General features: G+C 38.8%; 21 protein-coding genes and 1 riboswitch. Of the genes, 14 read left to right on the top strand and 7 right to left on the bottom strand.

The features are described 5' to 3' along the window. Positions 1-63 precede the first annotated feature (63 nt). A complete protein-coding gene (locus tag EHQ52_RS04105) occupies positions 64-960 on the bottom strand; it encodes a porin OmpL1 (protein ID WP_135614017.1) in 897 nt (298 codons plus the stop codon). A gap of 341 nt (positions 961-1,301) precedes the next feature. Then, a riboswitch (TPP riboswitch) is annotated at positions 1,302-1,394 on the top strand. A gap of 115 nt (positions 1,395-1,509) precedes the next feature. Here EHQ52_RS04105 and thiC point away from each other — a divergent pair. Further along, positions 1,510-3,099: a phosphomethylpyrimidine synthase ThiC gene (gene thiC / locus EHQ52_RS04100; RefSeq protein WP_135614016.1), complete on the top strand. Its 1,590-nt coding sequence runs from the start codon at positions 1,510-1,512 to the stop codon at positions 3,097-3,099. Between the two features lie 50 nt (positions 3,100-3,149). Beyond that, entirely contained in the window at positions 3,150-3,884 is a 735-nt protein-coding gene (locus EHQ52_RS04095; protein WP_135614015.1) for a hypothetical protein, read from the top strand. 6 nt (positions 3,885-3,890) lie between these two features. Here the strand turns inward: EHQ52_RS04095 and EHQ52_RS04090 are convergent, their stop codons facing one another. After that, complete coding sequence (locus EHQ52_RS04090; protein WP_135614014.1) at positions 3,891-4,103, bottom strand: hypothetical protein; 213 nt, start codon at positions 4,101-4,103, stop codon at positions 3,891-3,893. 362 nt (positions 4,104-4,465) lie between these two features. Between EHQ52_RS04090 and EHQ52_RS04085 the strand changes: the two genes are divergently transcribed. Then, on the top strand, positions 4,466-5,383 hold the full coding sequence (locus EHQ52_RS04085) for a class 1 isoprenoid biosynthesis enzyme (protein ID WP_208653450.1): 918 nt from the start codon (positions 4,466-4,468) through the stop codon (positions 5,381-5,383). A gap of 211 nt (positions 5,384-5,594) precedes the next feature. Next, on the top strand, positions 5,595-6,473 hold the full coding sequence (locus tag EHQ52_RS04080; protein ID WP_135614012.1) for a S26 family signal peptidase: 879 nt from the start codon (positions 5,595-5,597) through the stop codon (positions 6,471-6,473). A 1-nt stretch (position 6,474) separates the two neighbouring features. Here EHQ52_RS04080 and EHQ52_RS04075 read toward each other — a convergent pair whose 3' ends face one another. From EHQ52_RS04075 to EHQ52_RS04065, 3 genes are all read right to left on the bottom strand, one after another. Next, positions 6,475-8,604 (bottom strand): PP2C family protein-serine/threonine phosphatase, encoded by a 2,130-nt coding sequence (locus EHQ52_RS04075; RefSeq protein ID WP_135614011.1) that lies wholly within the window; start codon positions 8,602-8,604, stop codon positions 6,475-6,477. A 63-nt stretch (positions 8,605-8,667) separates the two neighbouring features. Continuing rightward, positions 8,668-9,558: a formylglycine-generating enzyme family protein gene (locus tag EHQ52_RS04070; protein WP_135614010.1), complete on the bottom strand. Its 891-nt coding sequence runs from the start codon at positions 9,556-9,558 to the stop codon at positions 8,668-8,670. 119 nt (positions 9,559-9,677) lie between these two features. Next, a complete protein-coding gene (locus EHQ52_RS04065) occupies positions 9,678-10,724 on the bottom strand; it encodes a hypothetical protein (protein WP_244244793.1) in 1,047 nt (348 codons plus the stop codon). Positions 10,725-11,046: 322 nt separating this feature from the next. Between EHQ52_RS04065 and EHQ52_RS04060 the strand changes: the two genes are divergently transcribed. From EHQ52_RS04060 to EHQ52_RS04040, 5 genes are all read left to right on the top strand, one after another. Beyond that, positions 11,047-11,496: a DUF2147 domain-containing protein gene (locus EHQ52_RS04060; protein WP_135614008.1), complete on the top strand. Its 450-nt coding sequence runs from the start codon at positions 11,047-11,049 to the stop codon at positions 11,494-11,496. Between the two features lie 60 nt (positions 11,497-11,556). Next, positions 11,557-12,006 carry a DUF2147 domain-containing protein gene (locus EHQ52_RS04055; RefSeq protein ID WP_135614007.1) on the top strand — a complete coding sequence of 150 codons (450 nt, stop codon included), beginning with the start codon at positions 11,557-11,559 and terminating at the stop codon, positions 12,004-12,006. A gap of 140 nt (positions 12,007-12,146) precedes the next feature. Then, the gene (locus tag EHQ52_RS04050; protein ID WP_135614006.1) at positions 12,147-13,661 is read left to right on the top strand and encodes a M14 family zinc carboxypeptidase; all 1,515 of its coding nucleotides are present in this window, start codon (positions 12,147-12,149) and stop codon (positions 13,659-13,661) included. Positions 13,662-13,665: 4 nt separating this feature from the next. Continuing rightward, positions 13,666-14,589, top strand: coding sequence for a DMT family transporter (locus tag EHQ52_RS04045; protein WP_135614005.1), 924 nt, complete (start codon positions 13,666-13,668; stop codon positions 14,587-14,589). A gap of 83 nt (positions 14,590-14,672) precedes the next feature. Continuing rightward, positions 14,673-15,902 carry a hypothetical protein gene (locus EHQ52_RS04040; protein WP_135614004.1) on the top strand — a complete coding sequence of 410 codons (1,230 nt, stop codon included), beginning with the start codon at positions 14,673-14,675 and terminating at the stop codon, positions 15,900-15,902. Here EHQ52_RS04040 and EHQ52_RS04035 read toward each other — a convergent pair. Next, positions 15,899-16,822 carry a hypothetical protein gene (locus EHQ52_RS04035; protein ID WP_135614003.1) on the bottom strand — a complete coding sequence of 308 codons (924 nt, stop codon included), beginning with the start codon at positions 16,820-16,822 and terminating at the stop codon, positions 15,899-15,901. The two genes, EHQ52_RS04040 and EHQ52_RS04035, sit on opposite strands and share 4 nt — an antisense overlap. On the opposite strand from EHQ52_RS04035, the gene EHQ52_RS04030 reads away from it, so the two are divergent. Both EHQ52_RS04030 and EHQ52_RS04025 read left to right on the top strand, forming a co-directional pair. Beyond that, complete coding sequence (locus tag EHQ52_RS04030; protein WP_244244792.1) at positions 16,813-18,024, top strand: hypothetical protein; 1,212 nt, start codon at positions 16,813-16,815, stop codon at positions 18,022-18,024. The two genes, EHQ52_RS04035 and EHQ52_RS04030, sit on opposite strands and share 10 nt — an antisense overlap. A gap of 96 nt (positions 18,025-18,120) precedes the next feature. After that, positions 18,121-19,695 carry a methyl-accepting chemotaxis protein gene (locus EHQ52_RS04025; protein WP_135614002.1) on the top strand — a complete coding sequence of 525 codons (1,575 nt, stop codon included), beginning with the start codon at positions 18,121-18,123 and terminating at the stop codon, positions 19,693-19,695. 93 nt (positions 19,696-19,788) lie between these two features. On the opposite strand, the gene EHQ52_RS04020 is transcribed toward EHQ52_RS04025, so the two are convergent. Continuing rightward, on the bottom strand, positions 19,789-20,229 hold the full coding sequence (locus EHQ52_RS04020; RefSeq protein ID WP_135614001.1) for a carboxymuconolactone decarboxylase family protein: 441 nt from the start codon (positions 20,227-20,229) through the stop codon (positions 19,789-19,791). A 386-nt stretch (positions 20,230-20,615) separates the two neighbouring features. Between EHQ52_RS04020 and EHQ52_RS04015 the strand changes: the two genes are divergently transcribed. The 3 genes from EHQ52_RS04015 to EHQ52_RS04005 all read left to right on the top strand — a co-directional run bounded on the left by EHQ52_RS04015 (position 20,616) and on the right by EHQ52_RS04005 (position 23,171). Further along, positions 20,616-21,284, top strand: a complete 669-nt coding sequence (locus EHQ52_RS04015; RefSeq protein WP_135614000.1) for a hypothetical protein — start codon at positions 20,616-20,618, stop codon at positions 21,282-21,284. A gap of 333 nt (positions 21,285-21,617) precedes the next feature. Then, entirely contained in the window at positions 21,618-22,313 is a 696-nt protein-coding gene (locus tag EHQ52_RS04010; protein WP_135613999.1) for a DNA-3-methyladenine glycosylase I, read from the top strand. Positions 22,314-22,586: 273 nt separating this feature from the next. Continuing rightward, complete coding sequence (locus tag EHQ52_RS04005; protein ID WP_244244791.1) at positions 22,587-23,171, top strand: DUF4136 domain-containing protein; 585 nt, start codon at positions 22,587-22,589, stop codon at positions 23,169-23,171. The last annotated feature ends 454 nt before the right edge of the window (positions 23,172-23,625 follow it).

Raw genomic sequence — 23,625 nt, 5'->3', positions numbered from 1 at the left:
AGTGAAAATAAAAAAGGCCCTCCGCAACGGAGAGCCTTTGCATACAGACAAGAAATCTAAGAATTAGAGTTCGTGTTTGTATCCGAATCTGTACTGGTTTCCACCAAGAACTTGAGGATAAGCAACGGAAGGTGCTAAACCTGCGATTCCACCAACAGAAGATGGGTGAGCAATACCGTATTTGAAGGAGAATAGAGTCTCAACTTCCATATAGATATGACCTTTGTCGGAAATTCTGGATTGAGCTCCGATCAACCAGTTTGGAGCCACTCCGGAAACTTGGAATGTTGTTTTTTCCCAGTTTGCAGCAGGATCAGTTCCATCTGCTACAAGTCCTAAGATAGTAGAGTTGGTAACACCAGCTCCAACAAGAGCATCATGAACATCGCTCAAACGGTTGCTTCCTTGAAGACTCCATCCACCATTGAAGTAGTGAACCCCAGCTCCGATATAGAAGCTAGAATCTTCAGTTACATTCAATTTGATACCTATGTTAAATGGAATTTGGATTGCGTGATAATCCCAAGTGATATCGTAGAAGGTTTGTCCTAAGAATTTTGCAGTAGTCTCTCCACCCATAACTTTACGAGTGTAGTGTGCGTTTACTCTCCAGAAGAATGCTTTTCCGAAATCATGCTCGTAACCTAAGGAAAGAACAAGACCGGACATTGCACCGCTAGTTTTAGCGCTGATCAATCCGTTTGTAGTGTGCTGTAGACTGAGTAAGCGGTTTTCAGGGATGATTGCACGACGAGGAAGAACTCCTGTAGTAGTCCCTTTGGAATCTGTAGTAGCATAACTGCTGGAAGAGTCCAAACCGTCGGTTGCAATTGTATCGCCCAATGATCCAAGGTCAAATTGAAGACCGAGGCCTCCAGTGATGTAAGACTTTGCGCTTAAGCCGAATGAAGAACAAAGTACGGCGAAAACTAACAAAGCTTTCGTGATGTTACGAACCATTTAAATAGCTCCTTAAACTTTTCGTATAGTAGAGTGGTTTTTCACCTGGACCGTTTATGTCTATCTTGGGGTCCAAGCATTGGACAGGACAATATCGATGCGGACTTGGGTGTCAAACAGATATTCTGGATAAAATAAAAAAGTCCGTTATAAAAGATTTTATTTTGAACATTTGTTGTAAAAAATAAACATTCACTTCCTCTTATATGAGAATCTTAACAACCGTTCGTTAATTTCGATTTTTAAAATTTTGATAAAAATCAGTGACTTATCTCTCGCGAATTCGAGTGAGAAGTTTTGGAAAAACTCCTTGCAAGACTAGAATTTAGGAATCCAATGGAGAGAACCGTTGGGGGTGGGACCAAAAGTCTCTGAGAGAGTCCCCGGAACCTGATCAGGATAATGCCTGCGAAGGGAAACGGAAAAAAACAAACGCCCGAGATCTAGGTCCGCGAAAGATTATAAATTTTGCATGGACTTCTTCCTGCGTCCTTTTTCTTTTCCTCATATTTCAGATTCCGGAATTTTCCCCAACATGGGAGAAACACTATGGAATCCAATCAAACTACAACTCCATTCGAAATTCCTCGAAAAGAGATACGCTTAAGCAACGGATCCGTTTACAGCGCTTATACTACAGAAGGCCCTTGGAAAGATGGCTGGAATCCTTCCGATTGGAAAGCGGGGATCCCTAAACTTAGGGCAGAATGGGTCCAGAGAAGAAATTCGGGTCCTTCTCCGGTCCAAAATCATTCCCAAATGTATTTCGCAAAACAGGGATTGATAACCGAAGAAATGAAATATGTGGCGCTTCGAGAAGGAATGGATCCTGAATTTGTAAGAAGTGAGATCGCCAGAGGAAGAGCGATCATTCCGTCTAACAAAAACCATCCTGAGCTCGAGCCAATGATCATTGGTAAAAACTTTCTAGTGAAAATTAACGCAAATATTGGTAACTCTGCTCTTTCTTCTTCCATCGAAGAAGAAGTGGAGAAGTTAAGATGGTCCATTAAATGGGGAGCTGATACCGTGATGGATCTTTCCACAGGAAAAAATATCCATGAGACTAGAGAATGGATTATCCGTAATTCCCCAGTCCCAATCGGTACTGTTCCAATCTACCAGGCTTTGGAAAAAGTAAAAGGTAAGGCTGAAAATTTAAATCTTTCCGTATTTTTAGAAACATTGGAAGAGCAGGCGGAACAAGGAGTGGATTACTTTACAATTCACTCAGGAGTCCTTCTTCGATATATTCCCCTCACTTCTAAAAGAGTAACAGGTATTGTTTCCAGAGGTGGTTCTATCATTGCAAAATGGTGTTTGGCCCATCACGAGGAAAATTTTCTATACACTGGTTTTGAAGAGATCTGCAAGGTGATGAAAAAATATGGAGTGTCTTTCTCTTTAGGTGATGGTTTACGCCCAGGAAGTATTGCAGATGCAAACGACGAGGCACAATTCTCTGAATTAAGAACATTAGGAGAACTTACTCAAATTGCTTGGAAAGAAGATATCCAAGTAATGATAGAAGGCCCAGGACATGTTCCGCTGGATAAGATCAAGGAGAATGTGGACTTGCAGATGGAAATTTGTAAGGAAGCTCCATTTTATACATTAGGGCCTCTAGTAACTGATATTGCACCTGGTTATGATCATATCACTTCCGCGATTGGAGCTGCAATGATTGGATGGCATGGAACTGCAATGCTTTGTTATGTAACTCCTAAAGAACATTTGGGACTTCCTGATAAAGAAGATGTAAAACAAGGGGTAATTGCTTATAAGATCGCTGCTCATGCGGCTGATCTTGCAAAAGGACACCCTGGCGCTAAAGAAAGAGATGATCTATTGAGTAAGGCCAGATTCGAATTCAGATGGGACGATCAGTTCGCACTTTCCTTGGATCCAGATACTGCTCAGTCATTTCATGATGAGACACTTCCCCAAGATAGAATGAAAACTGCACATTTTTGTTCTATGTGCGGCCCTCATTTCTGCTCTATGCATTTGACCCAGGAGCTTAGAAAATACGCGGAAGAGAAAGGGATTTCGGACGAGAAGGCAATGGAAGAAGGTTTCAAAGAAAAATCGGAAGAATTCTTAAATAAAGGCGGAACTGTATACGTCTCCTCCGAGTAGCTTGACCTTTCCATAGAAATTTGGAATCCTGGACCGGCTTTAGGATCTGTATGAAACAAAACCTCATTCAAAAACTTTTTTTTGTGTCCTTCTTACTGATTGCTCCTGCGGCTTTCGCCCAAGGAAACAATGATTTTGCTCCTGTTCCAGGTGAACTGGAGCAGGCAGGAAGAAGAAGTTCCAGAAAATTTTTCATCGGAGGTTTTACTGCAAACGGTCTGAGTTGGTTCGGTTCAGGGATACAATTTTCTTCCAAATTGGCTGCTTCTCTCCAATGGCAGGAACAAAGAGTGATCCAAAGATTTGATCTGGATGTAAATGGTGTGCAGCCAGATCTTTCAGGAGTATTCACTCTTACAAATTCAGAGAAGATCCAAAGACAATTAGCTCTCCAAATGGAATGGTTTCCTTTTTCTGGACCTTATTATTTTGCTGCGGGCGCGGGATTAGAAACTTATTCAGAAAAACAAAGAAAAACAGAAGGTTACGTCCCGGGTGGAAATTATAGGGACTATGCTTGGAATATCTCCCAGCAAAAACTTTTTCTTTCTGCGGGTGCTGGCTTTAGATATATTTTCACTTCAGGGTTTTTCATTCATGTGGGCGGAAATATTCTATTCTATCCCGAAAGAGGTACTCATGAACAGAGAGGTTCATACGGTACCAATACAAGCTGGGATTATAGACAATTACAAAAAGATTGGCAAGAACCAGAAAAAGAAGCTAGGTCTCACCAGAATCCATATGGTGCTCAACTGCAAATTTTATTTGGTATAGCGATTTAAAGAATTCTAATGTATGGCAGAAGGACCTGAGTCCTTTGTTTTATGACCCGATGTGGTCTTAAATGTTTCAATCACCTTGGTACATTCCCAAGTAGAAACATCGTAACCCATTGTTTGGAACCAATCTTGTAAAAAATTTGGATCTTCTTTTTGTATATTAAGTATAAATTGAGGATGATTTGCTTTTTCTGTATGGATAAAGTCTAAAAAAGTTCTCAAACTATTTCCCGCCGATTCCAGGAGAATCTTTCTGGAATTTAAAATCTGCAAGAACAATATTGGATGTATAGCGGAATCTGTATTCTAATTTTATAATCTTCTAAAAGTCCTACTTCGGTTAATAAGGAAGATAACGTATGTCTGAAGATTTTATATCCAAACTAAGGGACATAATCTATCATTGTAATTAACGCTCCAAAAGCTGCATACTATGATTGGGATAAAGCCGTTAACAAATTCTAAAATACTAAAATGGAATATTGATTACCGAAAGAATCTTCAAAAAACCTTATTTATCACAAAAATTTCTTAGAAGAAATTAAATAAATGGTAAAAAAAATAAATTTCTCCAATATGTGGCCATGCAAAGGCTTGATTTCGGTCTTTCGGATAACCCCGGAGAGGCGGAAGAATTCTGCAAGTTACTGAATCGTTCTGCTTTAAGTATTTGTTATGGATTGCCAATTTCTCTCAGAACAGAGGCGGTCTTATTCTTATATAAATATTCCCAAAATAGCGTAGCCGAGGGTTTTAATTTTTTAAGAAAATATTATAGTCCAAGTTATTCTATCTTGTATTGGATTAACGAATCCGCTCATGCCTTGCCTTGGGAAAATCCTTGGCTGACATTACTGCTTGAATCTCATTCTTCTGCGTTATTACTTCATTCTTTAGATGATCATTTAACAGATGGTTCTTTAAGAGCGAATCATATCATTCTGCAGCTTAGGACCGAGGCTTGGACCAGATATGCTCAATCTAGTAAATTATTTGGTAGAGAAGTGCATGATGGTGTTTTGATTGTGGAGGAATTCATAGATAGATATTTTAAATCCATTGTAGATCTAGGAATTGCAGAAAGTTTAGAGGCTCATCTTTCCAGATTTCGTTCTCAAATGGGGATTTGGTCCCTGCAGCCATACTTACTTGCCAGATCTTTTTTTTCTAAGGACCAAGCAGAACTTGTGAAAAGAATGTATGAGTCTTTCGGCGTAGCTTGGAGACTTTTAGACGATTATCAGGATTTAAGTGAGGATTTGGAGAATGAAGACATTTCTTCTATGATCTATTTTCTTCCGGAAGATAAAAGGCAAGATTGGAAAAGAAATAAAAAGCAGGAAATTTTAGGACTTTTAGAAGAAAATCAATTAGAGAGACAGATCTCTGATCTAATTAATTCATATTTAAACGAAGCCTCTAAACTTGCCGAAGAACTACATTTGCCTAAATATTCAAACTCCTTACTTTCTTTAAAAATTACGGAACCAAGCCGTGCCTGAATCTATTAGTAAAAAGATATTCTCCTCTTTTGCTGTCTTTTTCTCGGTGAGATTCACTCTTTCCTTTATTTTAAATTTTTTTGTACCTCCAACCGGCTTTTTGCTCTTAAAAGATATCTGCTCTTCCGTTGTTTTGGTTTCGATAGTTTATCTTTCTCCCATTGTGATTCTTTCTTTCTTTCGATTTTTGGGGGAAGGAGTTTTATCATATTTGATCTTTTGGATCTCTGTATTAGGTATATTTGCCTATCCGTTTTTATTATTCTATTTCACTCGAAAGAGTTATTTCAAATATGAAGAAGAGAAAAATTTCTTCTTATTCTTTCCTTATGGAAAAATTTACGTATTTGCGACTTTTTTAATATTCTCTTTAGTGATTTCATATTTCGGGACTAAGCTTGTGAGAGAGTTTTGGATCGATGTTTATGAGATCAGATCCGATTTAATGGAGCCTAATTTCCAAAGAGGAGATTTGGTTTTAGTCCAGAAATCGGGTCTTGAGCTCAAAAGGGGAGACGGTATCTTAAAAAGAACAGAGGAGAATGGACTTCTTCCTTCTCGTATCGTTGGCCTACCTCGAGATACTGTTTCTTATAAATATTCCCAGGAAAATCTTCCTGCTTTGACTGAAATTTTTGTGAATGGTATCCCGATCCGCTCAGGCGAATTTAATCGTGATTTTGTAAATCTGGGTGAGAATGGAGAAAGAACTAATCTAAACCATTCTTTGGATGAAACCAATTTTGGAAAAACCTATAAAACGATTTATTCTCAAGAAAGTCCTCAATCGGTTCGATCTCTATTTTTATATTTTCCATTCAAAGTGATTACTTTGGGAAATGACCAATATGTTGCTTTGGAAGACAATCGAACCTATGGAATAGTACCTATCTTCTATCCTCCATTAGAAAAAAAGGATATAGTCGGAAAGATCTCGATCAGAATATTTTCTATCAATTGGAAAGATTCTGAATGCAGAGAATTGGAGGAAGAGTCACTTCCACTTTCCGGGCATCCTGAATGTGATCTGGAGGCATTACAAAAATTTGCAAAGGCCCAAATCCGTTGGAAGAATATTGGCTTTAACTAAATTATCCTAAATATTCCACCACTAACAAAGCCATATCGTCTTGGTTTTGGAATTCTCCCTGAAAAGCTTGGACACCATGAATTACAGAATCACAAAGATCTTCAGGAACTTGATCCGAATTTTTTCTTAACAGATCGGATAAACGATCTTCTCCGAAAAATTCTCCCTCAGTATTTCTGGAATCAGGAATGCCGTCCGTATATAATATAACTTTATCTCCAGGTTTTAAATCTACAAATTCAGTTTGGTAAGTGGTTGGGATTGCCTCATAGATCGCAACTCCTTTAGGTCTATAAAATTCTACAACTCCACCTTTTCTCAAAATAAGGCATTCAGGATGTCCTGCATTTGCGATCAATGTTTTGCCGGATCTTAGATCAACAGTTACTAAGGTCGCAGTAATAAAGTGACCATCTAGTTTTCCTTCGAATTGATTACGAATATGTAATAGAAGAGAAGAAGGATCCTGTAGAAGAATGGACCAATCCCCCAAAGTCATTTTCAACATCGATGCTAAAAGTGCAGCGGACACTCCATGACCAGTCACATCTCCAATAAACATTCCCAGCGAACTTGTAGAAGGATCATAGATCACATCCAGTAAGTCTCCACCAATTTCCATCATTGGCTTATATCTATAAGAGATCCTTGCATTTGGTATGACAGGAAGTTCTCGCGGCAGAAGTGCATTCTGGATCTTCCCCGCAATAGAAAGGTCTTTTGCTAAAATTCTACCTTTTTGTACGAGTTCTGCCTTTTGGAGCTCTATAATTTGGGTCCTTTCTTCTACCTTTGTTTCTAAGGATTCATTTAAGGATTTGAGTTTGCCTTCTGATTTTTCTAAGGCTCTAAAAACTTCTGCATATCGTTTGGCGAGAGCTAAGCTGAATAATAATGTTAATCCTAGGAAACTTTCATTCACCCAAGGTTGGGCCTGACCAAAACCCGCAAAACTTAGTACAGTATAAAAAGAAGATACAGCGACTAAAATTAAACCTGTGACTACCCAACGGAAAGATAGAATGCTACTCCATCTATATCTGAAAAATATATATAAAGTATTCATATAAAAGAATACTAATATGACTAAAAATATATGGAATGCGATTTTTCCGAAGTATTGGTGTCCTCCTGTGATCGCGTATTCCAAAGAAGGCCAAATGGTCAGAAGAATAAAAAGAAATTGTAATATTCTTCCAGGAATGTTTCTGGGCGCTTGGAAAATCCCAATTGTAAATTCATAAAATAGAATAGGAAGAAATGCTCCCAATGAATATCCGAAAATTACCCAGGTCCAGGGAGAATCCACTACGTATTGGAACCAACCTTCGTATGCCGGATACCAGATTGCTAAGGATAAATTCAAAAGAGCAAAAGAGAGATTAAATTTATCTTGGGGTCTTCTGATATATATAAACGCAAAAAAGAAAAAGGAAAAAAACTCCAAAGAGCTGAATAATAATACTCTAAGAGCTTTTACCAGATAAACAGTTTGGATTTCTGAAAAACTGCCTATGACGGGATTTTCCATCATATTTCGAGGACCATTAAAAGGGAATAATTGTAGAGCCAGAGTAACTTCTTCGTTTTGGAATGGAATGACTACGATCCTGGGTTTGGATGAATCCTCTGATTCTCCCGGAACAATTATCTGTTCTTTTCCTTCTGATTTTACTCCAAGATAACATCCAGACGGACAAAAAGGTATATAAGCAGAAAGTAATATATCTAGATCATTCTTACTTCTTTTAACTGAATGAAAAAATACAAAAGAAGAGTCCTTTCTTTTAGGATTATAATTAGAAATATTAGAAGGGGCCGCCAAAAAAGATTCTAGTTTATAGTCCGCTTCGCGGGCTTCCAGAGTCTGGGACGGACTCTTATAAGGATCTTGGCCGGTCGGACTTTCTGAATTCTGTCCTGGTAAAACAGGAAAATGTCCGTGGAAAAAATTTCCGGGAGGGATTTCAGAAAACGCCCAATTAGAAATTATATAAGGACTTTTATCTTGTTCCCAATTTGTAGATGGGGTCTCCGTTCCAGAGATTTGAGTAAGCTCCGAAGATCCGCATCCTAGTAGGAGGACCAACAAGAGAGAAACGACAGGTTTCTTTAGATTTTTTGTTTTCATTTCGCATGACCATTTTTGGCTTCTTACATTTGTTTATAAGAGTGCTATCCGTTGTATAGCTTTTTAACCAGCGTCTTTCGCACAACGGAACCCAAAATGATGATATTCAGGGTAATTTTGAGGAACATGGGCTCTTCTTTTAGAACCCCTTGCATAACTTGAGGGCCACCACCAGGATCCACCTTTTAAGGTTTTTTTATCAAAACCAGGACAGTTATCTTCTCCCTCGCAAGGCCCTTTCGGATCTTTTCCGTTACATGCTTCTCCACATGTTTTGTAATTTTCGGAGTACCAGTCTTGGACCCATTCCCAGGAATTTCCTGCCATATCAAATAATCCGTAAACTCCTGCTGGTCTACTTCCTACAGGAGCGGTTGGCATTAAATTTGGAGGATTAATTTTTTTATAAACACAACCTTTTCTTTCGTCTTCTTCGATGACGGCTAACTTACAATTTGCGGGTTTGTTCCCCCAAGGAAATAAATTCCCTTTTGGTCCTCTGGCGGCCTTTTCCCATTCTGCTTCTGTCGGAAGTCGTTTACCTGCCCATTCACAGTATTCTTTTGCAGTATACCAACTCACTCCAAGAACCGGCTGTTTTGGCTTTAGATATAGATCTCCATAAGCAGGTCCGATATAATCACAGGTTCCGTTATAAAGACAATCTTTGCAGGAACCTTCTTCTATACATTTGCTGAAGTCTTCATTTGTGACCTCGTATAGATCCATGAAGAAGTCGCTGAGATAAATTTTTTGTTCGGGTGATTCGTCCGGATCATGTGTATTACTTCCGCGGATAAAATATCCTTCCGGAATACATTGCATTCCTTTGATTTTTTTACCGTAACAAGGTTTGCTCGGGTCGGGAGATCCGAGCACATGAGGGGCGGCCAAAAAGATTAAAGATAAAAATAGAATAATAAAATGGATCGGACGAAAGGAATATGAGTTCATCAAACCTGGAAGAATCCTTTCCCAAGAGGATTCGACCTGGTGCATTCTTATGCAAGAGAAAAATTGACTAAACTGGGCAGACCTTTCGCTTGTTCCGAAAGTTTTTGATCCGGAAATTTTTAGAGAATAAAAAGTGGAACGCTACAAGAAGAAAAGTCTAGATTTCCCTGCTCGGTAGAATTGTTCCCGTCGGAATCAGTCACTGTGTAAACGTAATAACCTGAGCCATCGGAGAAGGAGATGGTCCCAGTTCCTGTCAGATTTCCGCTCAAAGTGAAGGACACTTTTCCGGATCTAGGAAGACAATCGATGTATTTCCATTTCACAGGTTCATCTACTGAAAGTGTTAATGTGAAATTTTTCTCCACATGGACCACTTGTAAAGAGCCTGCACTCCAAAGTCGGTACCAGGATAAAGGATTAGATTCGCTTCTATCCGCGCCGTATTGTAAAGAACTTAAAGACGAAACTTGGTGAGAGAAAATAAGACCGGATCCGGAATATCCCTCTCTCAAAACGGAAACATCTTGGGAGTAAGAAGAAATTCCAGGAGAAGCTCCTGTCAGGATATTATTCCAGGTTAAAGAGTACGCCTGATTGGTTGTTGGAGTTCCCGCTCCATAAGCAAGAGGTGCACCTGTTCCCGTTACTTTTACTGAAATTCCTTGGGAGGAATTTTGGATCGTACGATTCACTCCGATTTTCAAATTCGTACCGTTTTGTACGAAAGGAGAAGAACCAGAAAGATTACTCCAAATATTTTCAGTCAGTCCATCAATTGTCCAATTGCTAAAAGGTAAAAATTTACAATTCCCAAATTCTTTAGAAACTAAGAAAGAAGAAGAAGGATCGTTCCCATCCAAAATGTAATCTAAGAAGTCGTATGCACTTGCATCAGTGGAAGAAACTTGTCTTGAATAATTTCCTCCGCCCCAACAGTTGAATGAAAAATTATAAGCTTCTAATTCACCGAAATCAGGTCCTCTATTCCAAAGTCGATGTCCTAAAGAGCTGATCCTTTCTGGCCAAGTAATACGATTTCCTTGGAAAGCAACAGATGTACCTTCTCCACTTAAACCTTCCATAGAACCAGAAACTGGATCCATCGCAGATGTTAATGCCTCAGCGATTTGGTCCCTGTTTGTAAGTAAGGATAACGCGATCAAATCGTTTGTTTTCGAACCTTTATCTTCCCCAGAACAGTAAAATAGGAAAGATACGGATATGAAGATAGATAGAAATATTCGTAAATAGGGGAGAAAACGATTCGAAAACATGAAAAATACTCTGAGAAAGGCGGTTAAAAACCGGGTTTCTCATATAAATTAACCTATAAGACTACATGTTTTTGCGTAAAACCCTAATTCTTTCCTGTAATATTCGGGTTTTTGAGCAAAAAAAATGGTTCAAAGAATAGTTTGCTTGCTTGGTTCCAAAGAAGACTAAATATAACCGATTTCAATACAAACGTTAAGGGGTTAATCAAAAATGAAAAAATCACTCGTTTTATTTGTCGTTTTGGCGGCGTTTTTAGTAGGCGAATCTGTATTTGCTGACGCGCTTCCAGTAGTCGGAAAATGGAAGACTATAGACGACGAAGACGGTAAAGAAAAGTCCGTAGTAGAACTCTACGAGCAAGGTGGCAAGATTTACGGAAAGATTGCTAGCTTAAGAGATCCTTTGGACAAAGACGGCAAGCCAAAAGTTTGTACCAAATGTGAAGGTGCAGACAAAGACAAACCTGTTATCGGTCTTGTTATTATCAAAGGTCTGAGCCTGGATGATGACGAGTATACCGGAGGAACCATTATGGATCCTAATAACGGTAAAACATATAAATGTAAATTAAAAGCCACTGATGGTGGTGCTAAATTGAACGTTAGAGGGTTCATCGGTTTTTCTTTGATCGGTAGAACTCAGACTTGGCTTAAAAAATAAAATTCCAAGCAGGCGGGGAGATTTCTCCCCGTTTTATTTCTATTTTAACGAGGTGATTTAATGAAGAGGACGAGCGCAATATTCTTATTCGTATTATTCTTTGCGGGAGCATTTAGTCTTTCTGCAGATCCTGCTCCGGTTACAGGAGTTTGGAGAACATTCAACGATGCAGGAACAAAGGAAGAATCTACAGTTGAGATCTATGAGAAGGACGGAAAAATTTTCGGAAAAATCCTAACCCTTATCGATCCAAATGATAAAGATGGAAAACCTGCTCGTTGTACTGAATGTGATGGACCTGAAAAAGATAAACCTATCTTAGGAATGGTAATCATCAAAGGATTAGGAGCTGACGGAGACAAATGGACTGGCGGACGTATTCTTGATCCAAACGATGGAACTTGGTACAAATGTAGTCTGAAAGCAACCGATGGCGGAAAAAAATTAGAAGTCCGCGGTTATATCGGATTCTCCTTGATTGGTCGTTCCCAATTCTGGCAGAAAAAATAATTTAATATTCATTTCTGGTTCGGGAAGGGTTATTACTTTTCCCGAATTAGCGGTTTTCCTTCCTAAGTAAGTTACTAAATATTCCTTTCAATAATAGAATTCTTTCTTTTCTTTCCAATTCGTTTTCCGAAATTTAAACTGTGACGGGCTTCTTTCGGGTCTTTCTACTCGGCTTCCTATTTTATTCTTTTATAGTTTCCTGTTCTGTACTCAGGGAAACCATTCCTTCTCGCCCATTAAATGACGGATCTATCTCTGTTCTTCTGAAAATAGATAAAAACGCAAGAGAAGAATTTGAGAAGGCCACTTCATGGGAAGTCCCTTATACATTCATTGAGAAGGATCATAGTTATGCAGTGATCCACAGGGAAAAACTAAAGACTTATGGTTTCCCTAAAGAAGGGATCAATATTGCGAAAGGAATGCCATTTAAATATTATTCTGGAAATTACCAGGATTCATTATCAGAATCCATTTTTGCATTAGCAGATATCAAAAAAGGTTATAAGGATAATATTTTAAACTCTCATTATCTGTTTTGGGTTCACAAACTTTTTCCTAAACACTCTCAGTATAAGATAATAGGAAAATCGGCTAGGGGAAGAGAAATCCCAGCAATTTTACTCACAGATACGAATATTCCAGATGAAGATAAAATTTCAGTTCTATTCAATTGCGCCCATCATTCTAATGAAGTTGTTTCTGTAGAACATTGTTATGATGTGATCTATGAACTTTTAGCTCATAAGAAGAAGTATTCAGATATTTTCGCAAAGTTGAAGATCTGGGTAGTTCCAATCGTAAACCCAGATGGTTCTCGTGTGTTTTGGCATGAAAATATTTCCATGGGAAGAAAGAACGGATATCCTGGTTGGGGACAGGTAACTGAAAAAGATAATCCAGGAGTGGATATAAATCGTAACTATCCTTTCTTTTGGGGAAAAACAAAATCGAATCAAACTTCTTCCGTATCGAATAGTGTATTTTTTAGAGGACCTTACGCGGGTTCGGAGCCTGAGACACAAGCAATGATGAATTTAGCGGAGAAGGAGAGGTTTGCAGCTTCTATCAGTTATCATGCATTTGCAAATTGCATTTTAGTTCCGTACACAATTGATGGGACTTCAAATCCGGAACCTGATCTGGTTTGGAATTTAGGAAAGAGGATCGCTTCTTCTGTAGAAAGTAAAAATCCAAATCATAATTTCAGCGCTAAGAAAAATATCTATGGCGTAGACGGAGTAGACCAAGATTATTATTTCTTTAAGTATGGAACACTTGCTTATTTAATAGAATCTTCTCATTTGAATCCACCTTATTCAGATGTTCCTAAAATTGTAGAATCTTTGAGACCTGCTTGGGCAATTCTTTTGGAGGAAATCGCAGACGGAAGTAAATTATACTTCAAGATCAAAGATGAACATGGGAATCCTATAGTCGCAAACATCAAATATGATAAGATTCTTTTTTATCATGGAGAAGTTAGGACTTCTCGTAAAGAAGATGGAATGTTCTTCCAATCCTTTCCTGGAATACGTGGTATTAAGTTAAAGGTTGAAAAAGAAGGATACGAAACATTCAACTGGGAAGGAACTACTTGGAGATCCTGGAAAGCTATAGATATTGTTTTAAAGAAAAAAGCTCCTGCCCAATAAGATCATGACCAGATATAAAAACGAGGCAGCCTTAATCTTTTGCACCTTGATTTGGGGTGGAACCTTCTCCGCTACAAAGCTAAGTTTAGTTTCTATTTCTTCCTGTTTGTTTATTGGTATTCGATTTGCGATCGCTACATTTGTTTTTGTAATTTATATTCTTCTTAAAAATAGAAAGCACCCAGTATCTTATCCGAATTGGAAAACAAACAAATCTTTATACTTCTTAGCTTTCCTATTGGGCTTTTGGATGTTTATGGGATTTGCATTCGAGACAATTGGTTTAAAATATACTACTGCCACTAAGTCCGGATTTTTGACTGGGACCTTAGTAGTCATCACTCCTATTTTACAAACTTTATTCTTAAGACGTTTGCCCAGTTCTGGAAACTTGATCGGGGTGATTGTAGTAATGTTTGGACTATTCTTTCTTTCGGCTGAGTCGGTTGGAGAAGATCATAAATTTGTAATATCCTATCATCTAGGAGATGTTCTTACTTTAGGTGGAGCATTTTTCTTCTCTCTTTATATTATCTATGTGGATAAGGCGAGTAAGTCCTGTCCTTTGGACATTCTTCTTTTATCCCAAACATTAGTGACGAGCGTATTTGCTTTTCTTTTGGCATTCATTCTGGACTGGACCGAATTCGAACCTTTGTTTATCAAAATGGATTCAAGAGTAATGCCTGCATTGTTTTATAATGGCTTGATCTCTTCTGTAGGAACTACATTCTTACAAACAAAATACCAAAAGGGAATTTCTCCCACAAGAGCAGGGCTGATTTTTTCTTTGGAGCCAGTCTTCTCCGCTATTCTTGCTTATTTTACTTTGGAAGAAAGATTAGATGCTACTGGTTTGATCGGATGTAGTTTAGTGCTCACAGGTGTTTTGTTAGCCGAACTATTAGGTAGAGAAAAAAAGTTTTAGAGCTTGTTCTATCCCTCATTTTAGTGAAAATTTAGCAATTTTCTATACGCTGGTTTGTGGTATAAAAGCTGGGAGTACCTGCCATGAAGCGTATTTATTTCGTTCTATTCTTCTTTTCTATCTGGGCTTGCAACCAAGCAAAATCAATCGATATAGATTCCGCAAAATCTCCTATAGGCTTACTCATGGACATTAGCCTTTCCGAAGCGATTAACGGAAGAGATGCGGGGCCAGAGTTTATGGCCGCTGGAGACAATTGTTCTCTTTTTACTTCTAACGATGGAATTAGTTGGAATATTTCGCAAGGTGCTTCGACTTCATTTACAGGCTGCTCTGGCGGTGTGATCTATGGATTGGCTCAAGGAAATGGAAGATGGGTAGCAGTCGGGACCTTGACAAATACTTATCAGACTAATTCAAACAATTGTGGTCTTTGGAGTAGTGCAAATGGTGTGGATTGGGTGAGACATACTTGTCCAACTCCAAGTCCATCAACTTATTCTAATACTCCTCTTAGGTCCGTTGTGTTTGGTAATGTGGGAGGTGTTGGATTATTCTTCACTTCCGGTCATAAGATGGGAACTGGAGCAAACGAAGATTATTATGGTTTAGTCAGTTTGGACGGAATGAACTGGGCCTTTAAAAAATTAGGACCGACTCCAACTGTGGATGGGGGTTTGACTACTACCTGTTATTTGGAAGTAGACAATGGAGTTGCAAGATGTTCTGGAGAGACTGGCTCTTATTCTGATGCGATCTTAAAATACAATTCTTCTTCTGCCGTTTGGGTATCTGATGCAGATCTACCGGATTATATGGGTTATGCTGCATTTCCGGATACACCTCCAAACTATAATCCAAACACTTCTTGGTTTTATGGGGGACCAAATCATTCCAGATTTACTTTTGGGCAAGGTGATAGCGCAAATTATGTGAATCGAAAATTGCCCGGAGGCGAATGGGTAGAAGTAGTCACAAATGTACTGATGGCCGATTACACTTATGGTCTATTATTAAATGCCGCTGCATATAAGGGGAATCTTATAGTAGCATTAGCTGATGCATGTACTTGGATGAATTCTACGGATTCCGGAGCAAACTGGAATGTGTATGATTCTATTGGAAGTTGTACATACGATAATGGAATGCCTGATTTCTTAAGTGTAACTTACAATTCTTTTGCAAAACAATTCGTAGGCGCGGGAAGATCCGGAAGAATAGTATATTCTGAAACAGGATTAGAACCTTCTTCTTGGACTGTTTTGGAGACAGGCTTTAGTGGAACGATCAATACTCTGATCTCTAAGCCTTAATTTTGTTGGATCGGATTTTCTAAACTTAAATCTTGGGAAGGAATTGGGATCTTTGCTTTGATCGCAGCCTCTCTGGTTTTCGGATCCAAGCTAAAAAGTCTTTTAATAGCGATGTCCTGCCAATAGCGAGATCGGTTTTCTTTAATAAATCTTTTTAGAAAATGGATCTCAGCACCTTTTGCACTTATCTCCTCTTTGCCATAAAATCTATTTTTAAAACCAGCATTTGAATCAGGGTTTTCTGTCAGATAAGTATCAATGTTTGTTAAAACATAAGTGCCCTTATAAAGACCGCTTAAGTTTCGATTTTCATCTTTAGGATGTGCGATAAAATTTCCTATAAATCGGATCTCTAATCCTCCAGGATTGTAAAAAGAAAATTTAGATTTTTCTAATGGATTGTATTCTATCGGAATGGAACTTGAATGAACAACTGTGGAGGTATGTGTTTGTACATGTCCATATTTATTCACAGTTGTATAAGTATGAGTAGTGGTGTAAGTATAAGAAGCGCTGTCTAAAACTAAGGATTGGTTTTGAGGGAGTCTAGTAATTACAAAATATTTAGGGACTCCTTCTTCTGATTTACCTAACCTTAATTTTTGGACCCATAAAAATCTGTAGTTCCCATCTCCTTCCATTTCTTTGCCTGGATCTTCTAAATCTATGCGAAAGGTGTCCCCTGCAATAGAAGAGACATGTGTGTCTTTGGAACCGGATTCTTCAATGCCTGTGAATATCCCATTTGAGATACCGCCTTTGGCGACGATGAGCCCGAAAGCAACTAATCCTTCTGCCCCTGGTGCTGGATCTTCCAAAACTGGAAATGTTTTTAGACAACCTAAGCTTAGAAAGGATATAGTAAGTAAAAGTAATGATCTAAATCTCCAGTCCATTGGTTCCATCTTAAATGACAGCATTACTTATTCAATCCGTTTTGTTAGTTGACTCAGATTGGATTGAAAGAAGCAATATTCATCTTTATATATACATGAAGCGAAACATCCAGGCAAAATTTTATTTTTTACTTTTATTCTGTATCTTATTTCCAATCCCCAATTTCGCTTCTCCTACAAAGACAGATTTAGACGAGGATGTGCTAAAAGAGATCCGAGATCATTATGATTCTGGACAGAAAGCAAATAAGTTTGATCGGGACTTGGGTGTCCCAAAAACTCCTAAGGCCAGATTTTTTTCCATACAACCCGGAGGAAGTTACGATTTCATTTCAGATTTAGATATAAGCGGAAGAGGAAGATCCGCGGCAATGACCACAGACTCTCAAAGACCGAATTTCTTTTTTGATATTAGAAGTAAGGACTATAAGATCAATGAGGCTTTCGGGGTACAACTTTTGTTTCACTCTGCTAGAAAAGAATTCGATAAACAAGTTTATTCAGTGCCTTCCTTTGATGGAGGGGGAGGTTCTTCTTCCGGCTCTAGCTCCTCTTCTTCGAGCGGCAGTAGTAGTAACTCCGATAAGAATGATAAAAATACAGTCACTGCAGATCTGGGAACTAACGTTAGAGTAGATTATAATTATATAATACCTACATTCTATTGGGGAAATCCTGAAGTAGATGGATTTCGTATGGGCTTCGGTTTCGGATTAGCAGATATGAGAATAAGGGGAAATGTAGATTTTAGAGATCCCGGAGAAACGATCGGAAAAATGTACGGAGCAATGGGTGATAGAGATACATTCCTAAATACATTGAGTTTTATACAAATGAGTTCTGGTTTAGTGGATCTGAGAAGGGGAGATCCAATATTCAATTATCTTTTAGTAAATTTAAGCCAAGGAAATAATTTAGAATTGATGGGAGCGTATCTTGCAAGTCAGGGCACCCATTTTTCTACAGACATAGTATCACTATTGGTTTATTCAACTTTGCAGGATAAATACAATCCTCTAGAATTATTAGCTTTGAGTGCATTGTCCAGAACCAGCATTAATGCAAAGGATAAACAAGTTTTCGCTTACATGCTCTATGTAGAAACGCCTAAATTCGGATTTATAAAAGCCAGGCTTAGTTGGCATGGACCGTTGTTCAAAGATTCAGGATATACGATCCATATGAGCACACTTGAGCTAGCTTTGATGGTCCCAATCGACATTTAATTCTTCTAATTTAGATCTGCATAATATCCCTGCTTGACACTCGGTCGATTTGAAGCGATTTTGGGCCAAAAACTAAAATCGCCTAACCGAGGAATAATGAATAGAAATTTGGAATTGGAGCGCCAAGGAGAAGTTGCCGCAAATTATCTGCGAATATTTTTAACCATAGTTTTTATTTTCGGAACTGCATTCGGCCTAGTTTGGAAAAGCGGGATCCAGGCGGTTTTAGGTTATTATATCGGCGGCATTTTCGCATATTCCTTCATTATCTTCTTTTCCATTTTTGTAATGAAGTTCTTCGGCTATAGACCTTGGCTGAAATATGCAACAGTGTTCATGGAATTTATCGGTTATGCAATCGTGCAGGCAGGATATTTCGGAACAGAAGACCAATGGAAACCGAACGGTATATTGAGCCCCGCTAACTACGGGATCTATTTTTTAATTTTAGCCGGAACCATTTTTAGGTTTAATCCTAGATTCACTTTTATCACTTCTACAGTTTTAGCAGTGCAATTCACTGCGATGTCGTTAGCTCTTACAATTCTGAATCCACAACTTCTCACCATGGGTTATGAAGGAATGATCCGTTTAAGATCTCCTTTAGTAATTTTAATGGGAGTATTCTTATTTGCATTCGGAGTAACCATCTCTTATGCGACCAAGTTTGTAAGAAGATTGGTAGAAGAGGCACAAAACGCAGAAGAAAGAGCTATCCGAAATTATAATTCTGCAAAAGAGATCCTCCATAGTTCTGAAACAGTAGCCGAAGAACTTCGTAAATCCTTAATAGACGTAGAAGATGTTGCCAAAGCTAACGAAGATAGCAGCCGAGATCTTGCAAGTATGGTAGAAGAAACATCCGCCACTTTGGAAGAGATGGGAGCAAGTATAGAATCCATCGCAAAAATGGCTGAAAAGCAGGATGAATTTGGAGATGATACTTCTATATCTATAGATAAATGGAAAGACCAAATGGTACGAGTGTTCGAAGCAGTTTCTTTTGCCAGAAGTCTGGGCGAAGGTTCAGCAGCAACTGCGATCGAAGGAGAGGGCACCGTACGAGTTGCATTAGATGTGTTCTCTCAATTTAAGGGGACTGTCCAAGAAGTGAGTAAAATTTTAGGAGTGATCCAGGATCTTGCAGGAAAAACAAATTTACTTTCCTTAAATGCAGCTATTGAAGCTGCGAGGGCAGGAGAAGCAGGAAAAGGATTTTCAGTAGTCGCAGAAGAAGTAAGTAAACTTGCAGACTCTTCTTCTCGAAATGCAAAAGAGATAGTAAAACAGATCGGCGCCTTGGGAGAAGCTTCCGATACAAGTTCTGAAAAATTCGGAGAGTTGGTCCAGGCATTCCGTGAATTGACTTCAGGAATTGGTTCTATCGGAGAAGCACTTGCTCAGGTGGGAGATTCAGTAGACAAACAAAAAAGCCTTTCAACTGAAGTAGAAGATAAAAATAAACATATCCGAGATCTTTCTAAGGAAATGAAAAATTCTACATTAGAACAATCGAATGGAGCAAAACAAATTCTGAGCGGTATAGAGTATCTAAGCAGAAGATCCATGGAAATGTCTGAAATCACAGAAAAACTCAGAACTAGTTTAGAAAGATTGAAAGGTACTTCCCAGTCTTTAACAAAAACTTTAGAAGCTACTAAATTAGATTAGAGATCCACTGCGATAGTTCAAAATGAATTTCATACGTCCTTCGATCGAAAATCGATCCAAAGGCACGTATGAAGTCTTCAGCAGAGACCGGTTTTAGTTCGGAGCAGTCATTCCGGTTGAGATTGCGATCCGATTCCAGGAATTGATAGTGTTAATCACAACGATCAAAGCGATGAATTCTTTCTCTTCGAACTGAGTTCTAACTCTTGCATACAAATCGTCCGAAACTCCCTGCTCAGAAATTTTAGTCACATATTCTGTTAATTCCAAAGCGACTCTTTCTTTTTCTGAATAATAAGGAGCTTCTCTCCAAGCGTTCAAAAGATAGATCCTTCTTTCTTCTTCTCCTAATTTTCTGGCGTCCACAGTGTGCATGTTAATACAGAAAGCGCATCCGTTGATCTGAGAAGCTCTGATCTTAATTAGCTCGTAAAGTTTGGTTTCGATCCCTGAATTCTTAGCAAAGTTTTCCATCTCCATCATTTTTTCCAAAACTTGGGGATATACTTTGGCGTAGTTGAATCTTGTGTTCATTTCTTTCCTCTTTTAAAAGAAAGACGCTCGAGGAAGAGGATTGTGACAGCGGGCCAGTAAAATTTTGCGAATGAGGATTCCTCGTTCCGCGGCTCTATAGAAAAAATCCCCGCCCTTTTCTGGGTGGGGGCCGGTGCGGTGGTACCCGCAAGTCGCACAAAAAAAATCTCCTATCATATATTCGCAAATCCCGCAACTACATTTTACACAGACTTTTCATGTTGGAATTCCAACACGCGTACACTGTATCCATTGACTGTAACCCTCGTATTACTACCTAAAAACGAAAGATCCCTAGTAGTTACCGATCTTGTCCCCAGCTCTCCGACGTGGTACCATCCTTCTCGAAAAAACTAAAAAACTTTTTAACGAATCGGAGACTATAAATGAAAAAACAAATTCGGATCTTACTTTTATCTGTATTACTATTACCTATTTTGAATTGTGAAGGAGATTCAAACGGAGATACATCTGCGATACTCGCGGCTCTACTGAGTAAAAAATGTGTCAATGTTCCGAAGAAAGTATCTGTCATTGATTCCAATACTAGCAATGTAGTGATCGAGTATGAATGTTCCGCATCTGGAAAGGAATATTTATGCGAATCCGCAGACGACACCCAAAGCAGAGTATATTCCTCCATCGAAGGTGCGCAACTTGGATTGATCAATCCACCGGGAGGACCAGGAGGGTTTTGTTTTTTCCCATCTCAACGCGGCTTGGGTAGGAATCGCGGCTACCAAACATCCAATCCAAGTAATATCCTATACGATTGCAGCTATGTGTATGACGCCGCTCATCGTCTATTGAAGATTACTGATCAAGAAAATTCTTCGGAAAGAATATACGGTGATTATAATTTTCAAGGATTCCCATTGGATGTGGACGGAAGCTTCGCGGATTATTCTTTCGGACCTAATTCCAAACTTCCGATCGGGATCCAAGCTTTATCTAACGATATCAGTTATGATATTAAAGGTTGGGCGGTTTCGTATGAAGACGGTTCGGATTCTTTTATTTTTGATAATCAAGGGTCCTTGCAAATTTGCGAGTAAATCCCGAACTTCATCCTTAGATTTACGAATGAGGATTCCGCGTTCCGCCATTTTGTAGAAAAAATCCCCGCCCTTATTGGGTGGGGGCCGGTGCGGTGGTACCCAAACTCGCCGAAAAATCTCCTATCATATCTCTAATCTTTTCGCAACACATATTCTTATCCGTTCCTCATGTTGGAATTCCTACAAAGATAACCGTCGGTTATGAATAATTCTTCAGCTGTTTTCGTGATACCTTCTGCATATTATTGCCGTGAAATAATTGAATAAAAACTGGCATCTGTATTTCTATCTTAGGGCCGAGGTCTTCTAAGTTTTTATCGAGGAATATATATGATCTCTTTTGAAAAGATCCGAAAACGGGCAGCTAAAAGAAAAGGTGGAGAGAATATACTGCAAACTCTCCTCCCTAAAGTACCTCCTAAAAATAAACTTAGTCGTATCTCGGACGATCGTATCCTCAGCGAAATGACCAAACGAGTCTTCTCTGCGGGATTCGTATGGAAAGTTGTAGAAAATAAATGGCCCGAATTTGAAGACGCGTTTTTAGGATTCGATCCGGCCAAATTACTCAAGCAGCCGAATCGATTTTGGGACGGCTTAAGCTCCGACGAACGGATTATTCGTAACGCACAAAAGATCTCTTCCGTAAGAAAGAACGCCCAGTTCGTTATAGACGTTGCGATAGAACACGGGAGTTTCGGAAAATTTTTAGCGAATTGGCCAATCCAGGATCAAATCGGTTTATTGGATTTTCTTTCCAAAAGAGGATCCAGGTTGGGCGAAATGACGGGACAATATTTCTTACGTTTTATCGGAAGAGATTCCTTCATTCTTTCTTCGGATGTAATATTATGTTTACGTGATGCAGGCCTTCCTCTCTCTAAATCTGGAAAATCCAAAAAGGATCTAATCCTCATCCAAAAACAACTGAATGAATGGGCCGAAGAAACAGGCTTACCATATACACATTTATCCCGGATTTGCGCATTTTCGATCGGCGAAAATTATTCGGCTGAAGAAGAGTAAATAGACCGGAAATAATATACGAAAACTTTGGGCGATCCTCTCGCTACGCGAGAGTCGCGCTGCTACGTGTTCGCGCATTCGCGCTCATCCGTAACGCTTTCGCGTTCCGGACTAAAGCACTTCGCATCGCTATCGCGGGGAACTCGATATTAAAAAAAGCATTACATACGATCGAAAAGTCCGGTTTTAGTTGAAAAGTAAAACAAAACCATATATTCATATATTATGAATTTATTTCGTACCTCAAATATCTTCTTTTGTTTCCTTTTGCTGATGCTAGATTGTTCCGCTGCTCAAATAGAATCTTCTTATGATAAATCTTTGGATTTTACAAAGTATAAGACATTTACTTGGTATCCTTCGAGTGAAAAGGGAGATCAGCAATATTTCGGAGATTTCAAGGTCCAGGAAGAGATCCGAAATCTATTACAAAAGGAATTGGAATCCAAGGGATTAAAATTGGATCTTAAAAAGCCGGACCTTCTCGTGGAATATCATGGTATTATACAGAATAAAATTGTAGAAGATCGCTCTCCTGCATTTTCCGGTTTAAGTTATGGATACACTCCTTATTACGCCGGAACTCCTTACGGAATGTCACCGTATTTCGGGGGTTATAATTCCATGTATCCTTACGGCTATAATAATGTTCCTTACTACGTACCTTCTCAAACTTATATCCAGGAGTTTAAGGACGGGACTCTTCTTGTGGATATAGTGGATCGTAAAACGAATCAGCTTGTTTGGAGAGGTTGGGCAGAAGACACATTGGACGATTTAGATGATCTTAAGAGCGAACTCAAGAGAGAGATCCCAAAATTGATGCAAAGCTTCCCGGGTGCTAAGTCGAAAAATTAAGATTTTTCTTGGACAGGAAACCCATATTTCTATACTATTTTATAGATTTCTAATATGTTTTCGTCGTTCGGCGTTTAGAAAGCAAAAACAGAGCATTTTTTCTGAAAAATCCTCTTCGTTTTCCCTAAAAAAATAGAAGAGATAACTCGCGTTTTTCCTTGACCGGCCAACTCAATTCTCTACATTGGTTTTTACGGCCTTTTCCGAATGGGAAATCGCCGGCAAGGCCAAACGAGTTCAAAAGACGGAGATTCTTCTCCCTCAAAAATAGAAACTCGCTGCGGCAAATAATCAGTTCTTTTACAACGAATATAACTGCGAATGAGAAATTAAATTTTTTTATTAGCTGAGATTAGATTATGGTGATGAGTTCGCCATAATATTAATAATCTCGAACACTATTGAAAACAAATTAGCTACTCTCATTCTACAATAATATCGAAAGATGCAGCCC

Origin of the sequence: Leptospira koniambonensis, from assembly GCF_004769555.1 — a bacterium.
Taxonomy (GTDB): domain Bacteria; phylum Spirochaetota; class Leptospiria; order Leptospirales; family Leptospiraceae; genus Leptospira_B; species Leptospira_B koniambonensis.
The sequence above is the reverse complement of the archived record's forward strand: the minus strand, read 5'-3'. Positions and strand labels throughout refer to the sequence as shown.

Coding starts and splice junctions, on each gene's coding strand:
- EHQ52_RS04040 (WP_135614004.1), top strand. CDS start 14,673: ATGAAGCGTATTTATTTCGTTCTATTCTTCTTTTCTATCTGGGCTTGC.
- EHQ52_RS04075 (WP_135614011.1), bottom strand. CDS start 8,604: ATGAAAACAAAAAATCTAAAGAAACCTGTCGTTTCTCTCTTGTTGGTC.
- EHQ52_RS04045 (WP_135614005.1), top strand. CDS start 13,666: ATGACCAGATATAAAAACGAGGCAGCCTTAATCTTTTGCACCTTGATT.
- EHQ52_RS04070 (WP_135614010.1), bottom strand. CDS start 9,558: ATGAACTCATATTCCTTTCGTCCGATCCATTTTATTATTCTATTTTTA.
- EHQ52_RS04020 (WP_135614001.1), bottom strand. CDS start 20,229: ATGAACACAAGATTCAACTACGCCAAAGTATATCCCCAAGTTTTGGAA.
- EHQ52_RS04005 (WP_244244791.1), top strand. CDS start 22,587: ATGCTAGATTGTTCCGCTGCTCAAATAGAATCTTCTTATGATAAATCT.
- EHQ52_RS04060 (WP_135614008.1), top strand. CDS start 11,047: ATGAAAAAATCACTCGTTTTATTTGTCGTTTTGGCGGCGTTTTTAGTA.
- EHQ52_RS04015 (WP_135614000.1), top strand. CDS start 20,616: ATGAAAAAACAAATTCGGATCTTACTTTTATCTGTATTACTATTACCT.
- EHQ52_RS04085 (WP_208653450.1), top strand. CDS start 4,466: ATGCAAAGGCTTGATTTCGGTCTTTCGGATAACCCCGGAGAGGCGGAA.
- thiC (WP_135614016.1), top strand. CDS start 1,510: ATGGAATCCAATCAAACTACAACTCCATTCGAAATTCCTCGAAAAGAG.
- EHQ52_RS04035 (WP_135614003.1), bottom strand. CDS start 16,822: ATGCTGTCATTTAAGATGGAACCAATGGACTGGAGATTTAGATCATTA.
- EHQ52_RS04095 (WP_135614015.1), top strand. CDS start 3,150: ATGAAACAAAACCTCATTCAAAAACTTTTTTTTGTGTCCTTCTTACTG.
- EHQ52_RS04010 (WP_135613999.1), top strand. CDS start 21,618: ATGATCTCTTTTGAAAAGATCCGAAAACGGGCAGCTAAAAGAAAAGGT.
- EHQ52_RS04055 (WP_135614007.1), top strand. CDS start 11,557: ATGAAGAGGACGAGCGCAATATTCTTATTCGTATTATTCTTTGCGGGA.
- EHQ52_RS04105 (WP_135614017.1), bottom strand. CDS start 960: ATGGTTCGTAACATCACGAAAGCTTTGTTAGTTTTCGCCGTACTTTGT.
- EHQ52_RS04030 (WP_244244792.1), top strand. CDS start 16,813: ATGACAGCATTACTTATTCAATCCGTTTTGTTAGTTGACTCAGATTGG.
- EHQ52_RS04025 (WP_135614002.1), top strand. CDS start 18,121: ATGAATAGAAATTTGGAATTGGAGCGCCAAGGAGAAGTTGCCGCAAAT.